Here is a 13,460-nt window from a genome sequence, read left to right as displayed (position 1 = left end):
TGTCGTCCGTCATACGCATATTCGAGGACCGCCCCATGCCCGACACCGCTCTTCCCCCCGCCACGCAAGAGGGTGCGCGCGTGCTGCGCGTTTCCGACAGCGCCGCCAAGCGCGTTGCCTTCCTGATTGAGAACGAAGGCAACCCGGCCCTGATGCTGCGCCTGACCGTGTCGGGCGGCGGCTGCTCCGGCTTCCAGTACGGCTTCGGCTTCGACGACACGGTGAACGCCGACGACCACGTCTTCGAGAACGGCGGCGTGAAGGTGGTGACCGACGACTGCTCGCTGGACCTGCTGGCGGGCGCCACGCTCGACTATGTCGAGGATCTGATGGGCGCCTCCTTCCAGATCAAGAACCCGAACGCCACGGCCTCCTGCGGCTGCGGCAACTCCTTCGCGGCCTGAGCCCTGGAAAAGCCCCCTGGAAAAAAGATATCGACGTGAAGATCGCCACCTGGAACGTCAACTCGGCGAAGGCCCGCCTTCCGATCATCACCGACTGGCTGCTTGCGGCGTCTCCCGACGTCGTGCTGCTGCAGGAAATCAAGTGCGAGACGGCGGCCTTCCCCCGCGACGCGTTCGAGGAGATCGGCTACCACGTCACGCCGGTGGGGCAGAAGTCCTACAACGGCGTCGCCTTCCTCTCCAAGACGCCGCATGAGGACGTGCTGGCCCGCCTGCCCGGCGAGCCGGAGGACGAGCAGGCCCGCTATATCGAGGCGACCGTTAACGGCGTGCGCATCGCCTCGCTCTACCTGCCGAACGGCAACCCCATCGGCACGGAGAAGTTCGCCTACAAGCTGCGCTGGATGGACCGGTTGATCGCCCGCGCCCGCGACCTGCTGGCGCAGGAGGTGCCCTTCGTGCTGGGCGGCGACTACAACATCATCCCGGAGCCGCGCGACGTCTTCGACCCCCGCGCCTTCGCGGGCGACGCGCTGTTCCAGCCTGAATCGCGGGCGAAGTTCCGAGCCCTGCTGAACCTGGGCCTGACGGAGGCCTACCGGGCGCTGCACGACGACGACCACGCCTACACCTTCTGGGACTATCAGGGGGGAAGCTGGCCGCGCGACCTGGGCCTGCGCATCGATCATTTCCTGCTGTCCCCGCAAGCCGCCGACCGGCTGGAAGCCTGCACCATCGACCGCCGCCCGCGCGGCGCCGAAAAGGCCTCCGACCACACGCCGGTCGTGCTGGACATGCGGGACGCCTGAAGGGAGCCGCTGCGTCATGGTCTGGAGGCGCGACTACGGCCGTCGGGAAGTCGAGGAACTGCTGTCCGCCATCGAGCAGCAGGCCTCCGAGGCCGTGGCGCTGGCCACCACCGCCCAGCGCGACATTTCCGAGGATCGATTTTCCTCCTTCCTCGGCTTCCGGAAAAAGGTGGAGGAAGTGCGTGCCCTGGTCGCCCTGACGGAAGAGCGCCTGATGGGCGTCGGCGGCGCCAAGCTGACCGACCTGCGCACGGAGTTCGAACGCATCGACCTGCTGCTGACCGGCCTCCTCGCCCGCGCTACGCGCAACTATTTCGCCCAGATGCGGGACGACCAGGTGCTCCCCATGGGCGCGCGGGAAATGTTCGAGCCGGAACTGAAGATCATCGATGAACTGCGCACGAAGCTCGACCGTCCCCAATATTCCGGCAAGGTCCCGGCGACGGTGATCGAAGATTTGGAGGCGACCAGCGCCATGATCCGCAAGGTGATCAGCCGCGCCCCCAGCCTGCCCGACTTCTCCGACGCCCCCAGCCTGCCCAAACCGACCAAGCGCCTCTCCAACCTGGCCCGTCCAATCAGAACCTGACCCCGACCGCGCATCCACTGTTGACCGCCGCCGCGCAATCCTATATCCGCGATCCGTGCAGGATGGGTGGCCGAGCGGTTTAAGGCAGCGGTCTTGAAAACCGCCGTGGGTGCAAGCCCACCGTGGGTTCGAATCCCACCCCATCCGCCATTTTCTGCCGTTAAGATGCTGATATATTTACGGTTTTCGCGCCACGCTGGCGGAGCGTACCACACTCCGTCCCACAGTGGAGCACGATTGTTGGCGAACTGAGGCGAACAGACCGCAGCGTCCCACTGCCGTTGCTCTCTCTTCTGCGCCCTTCCCTGCCCACTCAGAACTTGGCCTTTGCCTATTCGTGACGATGCCCCTAGGGCGCGACTCGCGTGCGCTTGAGCCTACAGGATGACACACGTATGCTTCTACAGCGCCGGGCTCATACAAGCCGGCTGCACCGGCATGGTGCATGTGGAGGTATGGGCTATCCCCTCCGGCGCAGCCACGACTGGGAGGCTGATCGCCGCTGGCCGACCGTGGAGTTTCGCCGATGACCATCAAGAAACTACGGCCCCGCACGGGCCAACACGCTGGTATACTGCTGCCGCAGGATTTGTCCTGGATGGATTGCGCAACTGATAATCAAACCGATACGTGCGCCTTCCTAGTTCCCTGCACCATCCTCTGAAACGATTCGGTTGCGCAAATTGTGCCAGAGTTGTTCGAACTCCTCATTCACCGTAGCTGGTGAAAGCGTTATCGGGGTAAATATCCCGCCACCACCAATAGCTTTCAGTATATCTGGCGGAATTATCACCAATGCTACTCCACTAGTGTTTCCACCCACCGGCTTGAGCCAACTATTTTTATCGATCGGCAACAATGATCGCGGCGCAGGTGACCTCGATTCAGGCAGGTATCCTCTCTTTGAGAGAAACAAACTCAGGGATTCACGAGCACTCTCAACTTCCATTCCAAGATTGTTCGCAAAAGACTCATTCTCAAGATATTCAATAACCCTCTCGAACACACCTTGATTACGCCATTTATGCTCGATGTAAATTTTCGCAAGACAGACAGAAGATATTCGTTCGCCTTTATAGATAACTTTGGTGAATCTAACCATTATTTCATCGAACATAGCATCTGAATAAAATAGCCTCCGATCGAATTCGGTTGGATCGGCACCATTAAGAATCCATTTTTGCTCATGCTCCAAGCACGAACGTAGCCATGTATCAAAAACATCGAAGAAGTAGCCAATTTCTACGCCACCCCTCTTTGCAATTTTCACATGCCAGTCACGGCCATTAAGCCGCTTATTACTAAGTGCTTTCCGGATAAGCTCATTTCCTCTATTGGCCCGTGCATCACGAAAGCGATGCCGCCATTTTATCTTTGCCGTCATGATAAGCCCCAACCACATGCACCGTGATTTCCGACAAGACTGCCGGATAGTGGGGGGAAGATTTAGATCACTTAAAATGGCGCAGCGGGTGACTAAAATATGACTTCCCATCGGTTTTAGACACTTACCGCATACCTACATTGCGGCTTGAGTTGGCTAACTCTGCGGCTTGAACGCGGCCTGCCAGCGGCCGGGAGCGTCTGCATTCCACCGGATGCCCGGCCGTCCGCTATTGAGAAACTCGAAGCCCTCCGCCTCAAGCGTAAGCTGGAGTCGGCGAAGCGTCTCACCCCGACTATCCGAACCATTCTCAAATCGTGTGATAGCAGACACAGATACCGAGTCGGCCTTTCCGAACATAGCAACTGTGGCAGCGCTGAGTTCACGCACGCCCCATCCGCGCACCGTTCGTGCCGCTTTCACTTGGTCGCGCGTGAGCATGAAACCCCCTAGAAGACACACCCCGCAAGCATAAGCGCGGACGTGGTAGGCGTCAACGCGGACGGATTACCATTTTCGATTTGACCAGATCGGGCGCATAGGCATACAGTGTGCGCGTTTCGGCATTCGCGGTGCTCAAAGCGGGCACTCCGCCGCCTTTAATCGCCTGATTGCCAGGAATTGCCAGGAGGAACGGCACGCCATGACTGCGATGTTCGCCACCACCACGCCGCCGGGAGCCATTCCGCCCCGCCCCATCACGATCCACAAGGGCGACCACGCCGTGGTCAGCTTCGACGGTTTCGGCTCCGTCACCACCACCGGCCCGCGCCGCGCCGAACTCGCCGGCATGATTGCCGCCATGCCGCTGGTCCTGCGGCAGCTCGCCGCCATCACGAAAATTCTGCGGGAGCGGGATGGCGCGGCCAACCCGCACGTCATCGACCTGGAGAACGCCTTGGCCGAGGCCGGCATCAACCCCGACGCGCCGTTCGCGGAAGAGGTTCAGCCCATGTCCACCGTTGCCCCCGCCTCCACCGCGGAGCGCTACGCGCTTCTGCTGGGCAACGTCGCCGACCGCTTGGACGCCATCCTCTCCGACCGGAAGGCCCTGCACTCCACGCCCACCCCGATCCGTGACGCGCTGGGCGACATCGTGTCCCTGATCCGGGGCGCCTTGAGGGAGAACGGTAGCGGCGCGCTGACTGACGAGGCGAAGCAGGAAGCCCACGATGAGGGTGCCGCATAAGACGAACGCCCGACCTTTGCCGAGGCCGGGCGCCCATTCGCCGGGCGGTTGCCGCCGCCCAAGCATCAATCCGCACCAGGGACAATAAGATGCAGACTGAACACGATCATATCGCATTCCCCAGACCGGCGGGAAGATCGGGAGACGGGGCCATTCTCGACCTGTTCCGCCAGATGGTCGAGAACAAGGCCGAAATGCACAAGGTCGGGCTGACTGCCCCCGATGGGGACGCGGCCTATGAAGCGCTCGTTGAACGTGACTGCGCCTTCATCAAGGCCATCGCCGCGACCCCGGCCAGCGGCGCGCTTGGCTTTGCGATCAAGGCGTATCTGCGGCGCCAGCAGGATGCCGGCGAACCGGCCGGGAACCCGAACGGCATCGACCCGCCGCAGGACATCGGGAGCTTCGACGCGCTCAGCGACAAGATGCAGGAAAGCATGGCGTGGGATGCACTGCGCGTGTTCCCGGCCCTGGACGCGCTGCGCCTGCACGGCGCGGACGCTTTCCAGGCCGCCATCGCACCGCAGAGCCACGACACGCTGCGCCGCATCCTGTTCGACACGACGGCGCCGTTCGCGGCGGCCTTCGACGCCTACCGGATGGCGGAACGCGATCATCTCGGCAAGTTTGGTTCCGACGCGATCACGGGCGAAGGCGAGCCTTCGGAGGAATACGACCGGATTTGCGAGCGGTTCCGCGCCGCCGCAGAAGCGGCCCCCGCGCCGGCCACGCTGACGGAAGCCCTCGCGGCAATCGAATACATCAGCGCCAACGTGGACATGGACGTTGCGGCTGTCGAACTCCCCGACGACGTGAAGCTGAAGCTCCTGAATGGGGCGTGGAACACGGTCTATCAGGTGATGAAGGCCGGCCGAGCCGCCTTCGACCTGCCCGAACGCGGCTCCACCCCCATTCCGTCCATCGGCATGACCTTCTCCGAAGCCGCCGACCTGATCCGGCGGAAGTGGAAGGAGGCCGATGACGCCAGCTTTCAGGCTGCGGACAAGCTGGCGGCCGAATGCTCCCGCCTTACCGTCGCTATCCTCACCACCCCACCGCAGACCGTCACCGACGCGCGGGTGATCCTGGAGAGGCTTGCGGATCCGGACGATGGCTTTGACATCGGCGTGGGGCCGCACGACTCCGCCGCCGTGCGCCGCGTTGCCGCGTTCCTGTCCCGACTGCCTGGGCAAGGTGTCGCGCCCGGTGACGACACGGACCTTGCGCGCGCCTTCCTGCGAATGCGGGAAATCGACGGGTTGATGAACGCGGGCACCTGCACCGACGAGATGGAGGAGGAACACGACGCGCTTCTGAAGGTCATTACCTCCAGCGCCCCGGCCGGGCTTCTCGGCATTCTGGTGAAGGTGGCGGATATCCTGTCCATCATGCCGGACGGGATCCCCGACATTCGAACGCCGGGCGCCCCGTGCACGCTGGCTCTGCAAACCGCCATGAGCGCGGCGGAGCAGCTTCCGGACCAGACGGCCCGTTCCGTCGCCACCGCCACCATGGACGCCCTGGCCGGTGCCGTGCGCGCGCTGGAGGCCGAAACCGATGGGCGCGTGAGGGATCGGAAGAAGATGGCCGAGTGGGAGCGCTTGGAGGCCACGTTCCTGAAGTACGCCAGCACCGAGCAGCGGGAGCGGTGGACGCAGAAGTGCACGTCCACGACGCGGGCCGACCTGCCCGCAAGGGAGGCCAAATTTCTGGACAATGTGGCCGCTCTTCCGGACGACGAGCGGGAGCGCCTTTTCGAGCGCCTTACCCTGATGGTCGTTCAGGAGAAGGCCCACAGCGCGCAGATCGCAATCTGTCGCCTGAACAACACGCTACGGCTTTACCGCGACCAACTCGCCGCCGATCTGGCGGAGGTGGACGCCGCCATGGGCACCGGGCAGCCAGACCCCTTCATGGACACCATCGCCGCTTTCGACGACGCCGCGCCCAAGCCCCTCGCCATCCCAGACACCCCGACCGACGGCATGGTTCAGGCCGGGGCCGCCGCCGCTGGCATCGGCCAGGAGCAGGCCCGCGCGATGTTCGCCGCCATGGTCGAAGCCTACCGGAAGGAGGCCGCGTAAATGTCCGTCATCACCTTCCCGATGCAGGACCGGGGCGCCATGCGCCCCGCTTCCCTCGACATCGAGGCGCAGCGCCTCACCATGACCAGCGCGGCCGACTGGCAGCAGGACATCATCGCCGAATGCCGACGGCAACGCTCCCTGAACCCGGCCGTTTTCGCCTACCTGAAAGACGGCGGACTTCTGGACCGCTGCACCTTCCTCGCCAGCGAAGGCCCGTCCGATCCTCTGCGCTTCCGCTACATCGGCACGCCGACGCTCAGCGTCATGGGGCGCGCGTGGGGCCGCTCCGTCATCGGCCAGCCGGAGGAGGTGGACCCGCACACGGAGTTTGCCCACCGGATCGGCCTGGAATACGCCGAAGCCATGACGGCCGGGGAAGGCCTGTTCAACCACTTCGTCGTCACGGGACTTGGCAGGCCATTCGCGTTCACGCACGCGCTCTATGGCTGGTCAGATCGCGGCCGGCGCGCCGTGCTGTCCTGCATCGACGTGCATACCCTGCATTGATCCGGGGATCCCCAAGTCCAACAGCACGGCCGGGCGGCTCCACCGCATGAAGTGGAGGGGGAGCCGCCCGAGGCCGGATTGATGGTAGAGAATGCCGGGACGCTCCTCCAACCGGCGGCGCCCGGCGCCGCGCCCGCACCACACCGGAACCGTCTCGGGGTCGACCAGCCCGACGACCCAACGTGGGTTCCAGCGCGCCAGGGCCGCGAGCCGCGCGAGAGCGCCTAGGTCGTGGAACAACCCACGACCGCGCCAGTCCGGGCGAGTCCAGCCGGCCACGATCCAGGCCACGGATCCGTGCGTGTCGTGGGCCGCCTCGCTGGCGCAGAACGCCCACTCGTCCGCCGGCGCATCACCAGCATCATGGAAAGCCGAGAGGTCAGCCACGCGCGCGCCGAAACTGGACGCGGCGCAGTCAACCAGCACCACGCCATGGGTGGCGATGACCTCCCCTTCCCTGTCGACCAGCCCGAGCCAGAACGCGGGGGCGCTCGCCGGCTTCGGCAGGAGCGGGAACCAGCTGTCCCGATTGGTCGCGTTCAGCTCCTCCAGCGACTCCCAGCCTTCACACAAGATCGGCGTCACGCCGCGCGCAATAGCATCGGCGCACAGACGGTCACGCGCGGCGACAAGCGCCGGCACGAGCGGTCCAGCCCCCAAGTTGCAGGTTTCAACAAGGCGATAGTCGCGCGCGTGGTTTGAAGCCTCCGCGTCGCGAGCGGCAAGACTGATCATTCGGGAACTCCGGGCATGAAAAAGGCCGCTCGAGGCGGCCATCTGGACGGGGATGGAGTTTGGTCGCGGGGAAGCTTTCAGCCGCCGTAGATGGCGACATTGACGACGGGAAAATCGACCAGCCCGCCGGATGCGTTCGGGGTGACAACGCTCACCGACAGCGTAGAGCGGCTGGAGTTGATCGCCGACGGCGCGAGACCGTACGTCCCGGACGTCGTGTCCGTGCTCACCGACACGGCATACCCGCCGTTGTTCATCGGCCTGGCGAAGGTGATCGTGTAAAGGCCGGCGCTGTTGCGCGCGACGCCGGAAACGTTGTGGGCCGATACGATGGCGCCTGTCGCCCCCACGAAGCTCACCCAGGCCTTTGCCGACTGGGCATCGACATAGGCTTTCGTGGCGGCGTCGTTGTCGGTGGTCGGTGCTCCCACGTAAGTCAGCTTGTGACCGGCGAACGGAATGTCGGCAGTCACCGTGGTCTGCCCGTCGCGCGTGATGCACTGGGACAGGCCAGCGGCAAAGCCGGCCATCTCCTCGTCCATCCGACTGGCGTTGATCTTCACGCCGTTAGCCTTGTCGGTAGCCCAGGAATAGATGCGGTTGAAGACGCCGCTTCCGTTGAATGGCATGGTTGTCTCCTATACCTTGCTGGAGGCACGAAGGGAGAACGTGGCGATGGACATTCGACGGATCACCAAGCACCGTCTTTTCCCGCATGCGGTCGTGCTGCTGGCGATCCTGCCGCCCCAGGGCCTGTACGTGATCCCCGCCCTGTACTTCATCGTCGTGTTTGGCCTCCCGATGTGGGCAGCTCTGTGTGTCATCGACGAGGATTTGCGGAACTGGACGCTTGAGCGGTGGCGGGCATGGCGAAGCGCACCGCATCGTAGTATTGAGCCGCCGCATCCCGAAGATCGGGTTCAGCTTTCGCTATGGCCGTCAATCGCGCGAGATGTGACGCCACGCCGTTCGGATCGGACAGCGATACGCGCGCCCCGTCGGCGAGCCATCGAATCGTCCGCGGGTTCGTCAGCAGCTTTGCCATCACCCGAGGAGCGATGACGCCGGCCGTCAGGCCAAGCGCAGCGCCTCCGGGATTTCCATTCACCACCGCTTCGTTCGCGGCGGCGCCGATGCCGGCGGCGGCCAGCAGGTTTCGCGCCGTCCCGGATGGGTTCGCCATCCGTTGCGCGTCCTTCAGGCGGGCGGTGACCCGCGCCAAGTTCTCCAACTCGGGCACGATGTCGCCGTAACGGGTGCCGGCGAACAGGGCGCGGCGCGCTTCCGGGGACAGCTTGTTCCAGTTGGTCAGGAAGGTGTTGGCGCTGAACTCGTCCGCCATCTCCCCCAGATCCGATGCTCCCGCCGCGCCGGGCCGGGGACGGCCCAGCTTGTCGAATGCCGCTGCGGCCACCTCGTCCCACTCCTCCGGCCGCAGATTCCGGCGCAGCGCGAACAGGCGCGACCCGCCATCCTTCGACGCGGCCATGGCCCAGTTGAACGCTGCCTCCGCCCCAGCGGTGCGGTTGAGCGCGTTCAGCGCCGGCATGTTGATGTTCTGCTGCATGCGGATGTAGCGGTCGTGCAGATGCAGCGCCTTCACCGCGTTTGGCCCGGCATCCTCCGCCGCCTGCATCATGTCGCCGGTCAGGGCGGCGTACACCCGCCCAAGCTCCTCCCCGGTGACGCCCCGGTAATCCGAAGCGTCGGGTTGCGGCAGGGCCTCGCCCACCTTCATGCGCAGCCGGTGAAGGCCGCCGAAGGTGATCCCCCGTGGTGGAGAGTTCGGAACGCCGGGGGCCACCGGCATGTCCGCCCCGGCCACCACGTCCTCAAGCTCCCTCAGAATCGGTTGGTACGTTCGGCGCAATCCCGGATCGGCCGCCACCTTGTCCTGGAAGAACTCCAGAGCGTCACGCACGCCGGCACCATCGACACGGCGATCAGCGCCCACTGACCGGTACAGATCATTGCCGAGCTGCTGGACGCGATCTGCGAAGCGCTGCCCGGCCGCCTTGCCGCCCTCCTCAATGACTTCCCCCGCCCCCTGCGGAGACAGCACCCGCCCGGCGGGGTTGGCGCCGTCCGCCGTGGCGATGCGGCCGGCCAGGTCGTCGGCGGAACCGCGGAGCTGCAACAGCGACCGGTCGGCGGCCTCCTGCATCACCGACGAACCGCCCGGCGTGTTGGACATCGCGCTCTCCACGATCTGGAGGGAGCGGTTTCCGGTCACGGTGCCGGCGGTCGGCGGCTCAACGGCGGCGTTGGCGAAGTCGGTGAGAGCCTGTCGGCCGGGCGCCAGATCGGCGTTGCGGACGTAGCGGTTCGCCACCCCGGCCAAGGCCTCAATGCCTTTGCCGACCAGTTCGCCGGCCCGCTGCCCCACGGCGTTGACGCCGGTGGTGATGACGGTGTCCGTGAGGCGTTGCGCCAACCCACGGGTATCCTGCGTGCCCAGGAGGGCCTGTGCCAGCAGGTTATACCCCTCGCGCCCCGCCGCCGCGCCGAGTCCGGCCGCAGCCGGCGTGGTCAGCAGGGACGTCCCGCCGGTGACGGGGGTTGCCATGGTGGCCGCCGCCACGCCACCGGCCCCGCCGACCGCTTCGGCGATCTCCGGGCCGACGGAGATGACGTCGCCAACGGAGGGGATCGAGATGCCGAGGAATCGACGGTTCTCCTCGTTGTAGAGGGTGGGCCGCCCGCCATGGCGCGGATCGTTGAAGACGAAGTTGTCGTCCCCGTAGGGCTTGGCGTCCGGATAGAACCTCCGCAGCGTCGCAAGGCGGTCTTCGGGCGTGTTCGCCGCGCCGACGGCCGCGCGAACATTGATCGGAGCGCCGGTGCGCTTGTCGAGCACCGCGGACACGTCCTGCGTGACCAGCGGGGCGGACTGCCAGAAGGTGCCCGCATCGTCCTGTTTCAGGACCGGGGCGGCTTCCCAGAACTCGGGCATTACGGCTTCCTCCGGGTGGTGCCGTCGGGGGCGACGAAGACGGCGCCGCTGGGCAGGGCGTCATAGACGGCCTTGCCGGCGGCGTCGGCGGAGATGCGGGGCGGCTGGCCCTGCGGTTGCTGTTGCTGGGGCGCTGCCTGGGGTGCTTGTGGCGACGGCGCCGGCAGGGAGCGGGCCGCGTTGATCCGATCCTGTGCGGATCGCGGCAGTTGCACGTCGGTGATGACGCGGCGCGGATCGAGGCTGGCGGCGCGGGCGTTGTCCTCGAACTGGCGGACGATCTGACCGTAGGCGTCCTGATGCCCGGTCAGTCGACTCGTCGCTTCGGTGAGCAGCTTCTCGCGCATCTCGGTCGTGAGCCGCCCGCCGTTGGCGACGTAGTTGAACATGCCAGCGAAGCGCTCCGCCGGGGAACCGGTCGCCACGGCCATCTGCGTTTCGCCCTCGCGGACCACCGATGCCGGGTCCATGATCTTGGCAATGCCGTAGACGATGTTGAGATCCGCGGCGGGATCGTCACGGCCCATCGCGTCGACCATGCTCCCGTAGATCGGCACCACCTCGCGCCAGTTTTTGACCGGCTGGAGGCCGTTGAAGTCGTCCCGCAGCTTTCCTTCACGGTCAAAGGCCTTCCCCGGCTGCTGCGCCGCTTGGACGGCCTGCTCCTTCAGGCCGGCGATCTGCGGGGCATACTGAAGCTCCGCCATCTGCTTGGCTTCCGCCTCGCCGCCGGCCCGCGCGATCATCGCCGGGTTCTCCGCCTCCGCCTTCGCCTTGGCGAGCGCCGGCTCCGTCGCCAGCTTGATCTGGTTTTCCGCCAGCATCTTCTGGATCTGTATCTGCATTTCCTGCTTCGACTTGATGCCGGCCAGAGCGAACTGCATGCCCATGTCGCGTGTCCATGGGTCGGACAGCAGCTTGGCGAGCAGAGCGTTCTGTCCGGACGGCGTGGGCGCCTGCGGGGCGAGCGCAGAGCCCACCACCGCCGGATTGGCGATGCGTTGCGCCCCAGGCGTCGGGGCCGCGTCGGTGATGGTGCCGGCGTTGGCCTGCGCGACCTGGACCGGAGCCGGGGCGGCTCCCAGCACCTTCGGCACATACGCCTGCGTCTCGGCCGGGAGCTTGGACAGATCGCCGCCGGCCTCCTGCACGCGTCCAGGACCGGCGTTGTAGGCGGCCACGGCCTTCCGCTCGTCACCGCCGAACTGCTTCGTCAAGTCGGACAGGTAATGCGCCGCGCCGTCGATGCTGGATTTCGGGTCTGTCACATCCACGCCGTACTGCTTTGCCGTGGCCGGCATGAACTGCATGATGCCTTGGGCGCCAGCCGAGCTTGTGGCGTTGACTCGCCCACCGCTCTCCGCCATCAGCATGTTGGCGAGCGTGATCGGGTTCACGCCGTAGGCCGCCGCCGCGTCCTGGACGTGCGACCGGTAGATCTCCGGCACCTGCGCGATGGGCTGCGGTGCGTCTACCTTCGGCACCGGGGCCGGGGTTGCCGGGGGAATGGCGTCTGCCTTCGGCGTGGTCACGGTCCCGCCCGTCGGCGCGGGCGCGGGGGAGGCATCGGCGGCATTCAGGTAATCGATCAGCGCCTTCGCGGAACGGCCCTGCCCCTCCTGCTCCGCGTTCATGGCGCTGCCCATCATCCAGCCGGCGAGCGCGCCCTGGATGGCCTTCCCGAGCACGGCGCCGCCGCCGGTGCCTGCGCTCTGGTTCATCTGCCCCATGAGCATCTGCGCCATCAATTGGCGCTGCTTCACCTGTGCCGGGGACAGGAAGTCGGCGGCGTTCGCGTCAACAGCGGTGCTCATTCGGTGTCTCCCATCTCCAGCACGGCCATGTGACGGGCCTGCTCAGCCTTCAGCACGGCACTCACGGCGCGCATGCGGGGCGCCAGCTCGGCCCAGACTTCGGGGTGGTGGTCGCGGATGTAGGCGGTGCGGGCCTTGGCGTAGTGCGCGCCGGTGTGCCCGGTGCACAGGGTGCAATCCAGGCTGTCTTTGACGTGCTCATAGTGCTTGGGCAGCGTCACGCCTTCAGCCCGCAGGTAGGCCAGCACGTCGGCGTCGGTCCAATCCCACAGAGGGGAAGCGTACTCGATGCCGTCCAACAGGAAGCCCGGCCGCGCGCCGACCCGCTCGTCCGCCGCCTTGCTGCCGCGCAGGACCAGCGTGGCGCCGGAGGCCGTCACCGCGGCCATGGTCGGCTGCCACAGCATCGCGGCGCAGCAGGCCATGGTGGGCTGAAGCAGCGTGGCCGGCGGGTCCTTCTGCGTCCAGGCCATGTCCGCCGTGGCCCATTCCGGCGCGATGTCGGAGGGCAGGCCACGCGCGGTGTGCCAGTCGCGCACCGGCATCGGCGGCCGGATCACCTGGAGACGGGCGCCGAGCGCATCACAGGTGCGGTGGACGTGCTCCGCGACGTGCGGGAAGGTCGCTCCGGTGTCGGTGAACAGGACCGTGATGTGGTCGAGGTATGGCCGCGCCAGATACAGCAGGGCCGTGCTGTCGGCCCCTCCGCTGAACTGGAGCACGGCGCGGTCGTGCCGGCCGAGCATCAGCCGCCCCCTGCCGGCGTGGGGCCGCCCGGCGTTGGAGCCGTTCCGGTCATCATCTTGTTCATCAGAAGCCCTTGGAGGATGCCGCCAACGGCGCTCCCGATGGGGCTCTTGCCGTTCTGCTGGTTCATCCCGCCGAGCATCTGCGCCAGCATCATCCGCCGACGCGTCTCCTGCTCCGGGGTCATCGGGGCGTTCGCGTCGAAGGCCGAAGCCTGTGCGGCAATCGTCGGATCCATGGCT

The 13,460-nt window shown here is 66.0% G+C and carries 13 protein-coding genes and 1 tRNA gene; 7 read left to right on the top strand and 7 right to left on the bottom strand.

The genetic code is table 11. From position 1 onward, the window contains the following. The first annotated feature begins 35 nt into the window (after positions 1-35). The 4 genes from erpA (at position 36) to ACSVC7_RS08580 (ending at position 1,952) form a co-directional block, all read left to right on the top strand. Positions 36-404 (top strand): iron-sulfur cluster insertion protein ErpA, encoded by a 369-nt coding sequence (gene erpA / locus ACSVC7_RS08595; protein ID WP_448206506.1) that lies wholly within the window; start codon positions 36-38, stop codon positions 402-404. Between the two features lie 35 nt (positions 405-439). Further along, positions 440-1,213, top strand: a complete 774-nt coding sequence (gene xth / locus ACSVC7_RS08590) for an exodeoxyribonuclease III (RefSeq protein ID WP_448206505.1) — start codon at positions 440-442, stop codon at positions 1,211-1,213. A 16-nt stretch (positions 1,214-1,229) separates the two neighbouring features. Then, positions 1,230-1,802, top strand: a complete 573-nt coding sequence (locus tag ACSVC7_RS08585) for a hypothetical protein (RefSeq protein ID WP_448206504.1) — start codon at positions 1,230-1,232, stop codon at positions 1,800-1,802. A 60-nt stretch (positions 1,803-1,862) separates the two neighbouring features. Beyond that, positions 1,863-1,952 (top strand) — tRNA-Ser (locus ACSVC7_RS08580). Positions 1,953-2,442: 490 nt separating this feature from the next. Here the strand turns inward: ACSVC7_RS08580 and ACSVC7_RS08575 are convergent. Further along, positions 2,443-3,186, bottom strand: a complete 744-nt coding sequence (locus tag ACSVC7_RS08575; protein WP_448206503.1) for a hypothetical protein — start codon at positions 3,184-3,186, stop codon at positions 2,443-2,445. Between the two features lie 643 nt (positions 3,187-3,829). Between ACSVC7_RS08575 and ACSVC7_RS08570 the strand changes: the two genes are divergently transcribed. The 3 genes from ACSVC7_RS08570 to ACSVC7_RS08560 all read left to right on the top strand — a co-directional run bounded on the left by ACSVC7_RS08570 (position 3,830) and on the right by ACSVC7_RS08560 (position 6,969). Further along, the gene (locus ACSVC7_RS08570; RefSeq protein ID WP_448206502.1) at positions 3,830-4,375 is read left to right on the top strand and encodes a hypothetical protein; all 546 of its coding nucleotides are present in this window, start codon (positions 3,830-3,832) and stop codon (positions 4,373-4,375) included. An 89-nt stretch (positions 4,376-4,464) separates the two neighbouring features. Then, positions 4,465-6,459, top strand: a complete 1,995-nt coding sequence (locus tag ACSVC7_RS08565; protein ID WP_448206501.1) for a hypothetical protein — start codon at positions 4,465-4,467, stop codon at positions 6,457-6,459. Continuing rightward, entirely contained in the window at positions 6,460-6,969 is a 510-nt protein-coding gene (locus ACSVC7_RS08560; protein WP_483508182.1) for a hypothetical protein, read from the top strand. Here the strand turns inward: ACSVC7_RS08560 and ACSVC7_RS08555 are convergent. The 6 genes from ACSVC7_RS08555 to ACSVC7_RS08530 all read right to left on the bottom strand — a co-directional run bounded on the left by ACSVC7_RS08555 (position 6,913) and on the right by ACSVC7_RS08530 (position 13,456). Beyond that, positions 6,913-7,704, bottom strand: a complete 792-nt coding sequence (locus tag ACSVC7_RS08555; RefSeq protein ID WP_448206499.1) for a hypothetical protein — start codon at positions 7,702-7,704, stop codon at positions 6,913-6,915. The genes ACSVC7_RS08560 and ACSVC7_RS08555 overlap by 57 nt on opposite strands. Before the next feature lie 77 nt (positions 7,705-7,781). Continuing rightward, on the bottom strand, positions 7,782-8,333 hold the full coding sequence (locus tag ACSVC7_RS08550; RefSeq protein ID WP_448206498.1) for a hypothetical protein: 552 nt from the start codon (positions 8,331-8,333) through the stop codon (positions 7,782-7,784). Positions 8,334-8,524: 191 nt separating this feature from the next. Then, on the bottom strand, positions 8,525-10,657 hold the full coding sequence (locus ACSVC7_RS08545) for a hypothetical protein (RefSeq protein WP_448206497.1): 2,133 nt from the start codon (positions 10,655-10,657) through the stop codon (positions 8,525-8,527). Beyond that, complete coding sequence (locus ACSVC7_RS08540; RefSeq protein WP_448206496.1) at positions 10,657-12,471, bottom strand: lytic transglycosylase domain-containing protein; 1,815 nt, start codon at positions 12,469-12,471, stop codon at positions 10,657-10,659. The genes ACSVC7_RS08545 and ACSVC7_RS08540 overlap by 1 nt, the downstream gene beginning before the upstream one ends. Then, complete coding sequence (locus ACSVC7_RS08535; RefSeq protein WP_448206495.1) at positions 12,468-13,217, bottom strand: phosphoadenosine phosphosulfate reductase domain-containing protein; 750 nt, start codon at positions 13,215-13,217, stop codon at positions 12,468-12,470. Before ACSVC7_RS08535 ends, ACSVC7_RS08540 begins: the two co-directional genes overlap by 4 nt. Beyond that, on the bottom strand, positions 13,217-13,456 hold the full coding sequence (locus ACSVC7_RS08530) for a hypothetical protein (RefSeq protein WP_448206494.1): 240 nt from the start codon (positions 13,454-13,456) through the stop codon (positions 13,217-13,219). The genes ACSVC7_RS08535 and ACSVC7_RS08530 overlap by 1 nt, the downstream gene beginning before the upstream one ends. Between the last annotated feature and the right edge of the window lie 4 nt (positions 13,457-13,460).

The organism is Azospirillum mesophilum (genome assembly GCF_053470405.2).
Note: the sequence above shows the minus strand (reverse complement) of the source record. Positions and strands in the feature narration are given on the sequence as shown.

Coding starts and splice junctions, on each gene's coding strand:
- erpA (WP_448206506.1), top strand. CDS start 36: ATGCCCGACACCGCTCTTCCCCCCGCCACGCAAGAGGGTGCGCGCGTG.
- ACSVC7_RS08585 (WP_448206504.1), top strand. CDS start 1,230: ATGGTCTGGAGGCGCGACTACGGCCGTCGGGAAGTCGAGGAACTGCTG.
- ACSVC7_RS08575 (WP_448206503.1), bottom strand. CDS start 3,186: ATGACGGCAAAGATAAAATGGCGGCATCGCTTTCGTGATGCACGGGCC.
- ACSVC7_RS08570 (WP_448206502.1), top strand. CDS start 3,830: ATGACTGCGATGTTCGCCACCACCACGCCGCCGGGAGCCATTCCGCCC.
- ACSVC7_RS08565 (WP_448206501.1), top strand. CDS start 4,465: ATGCAGACTGAACACGATCATATCGCATTCCCCAGACCGGCGGGAAGA.
- ACSVC7_RS08560 (WP_483508182.1), top strand. CDS start 6,460: ATGTCCGTCATCACCTTCCCGATGCAGGACCGGGGCGCCATGCGCCCC.
- ACSVC7_RS08555 (WP_448206499.1), bottom strand. CDS start 7,704: ATGATCAGTCTTGCCGCTCGCGACGCGGAGGCTTCAAACCACGCGCGC.
- ACSVC7_RS08550 (WP_448206498.1), bottom strand. CDS start 8,333: ATGCCATTCAACGGAAGCGGCGTCTTCAACCGCATCTATTCCTGGGCT.
- ACSVC7_RS08545 (WP_448206497.1), bottom strand. CDS start 10,657: ATGCCCGAGTTCTGGGAAGCCGCCCCGGTCCTGAAACAGGACGATGCG.
- ACSVC7_RS08540 (WP_448206496.1), bottom strand. CDS start 12,471: ATGAGCACCGCTGTTGACGCGAACGCCGCCGACTTCCTGTCCCCGGCA.
- ACSVC7_RS08535 (WP_448206495.1), bottom strand. CDS start 13,217: ATGCTCGGCCGGCACGACCGCGCCGTGCTCCAGTTCAGCGGAGGGGCC.
- ACSVC7_RS08530 (WP_448206494.1), bottom strand. CDS start 13,456: ATGGATCCGACGATTGCCGCACAGGCTTCGGCCTTCGACGCGAACGCC.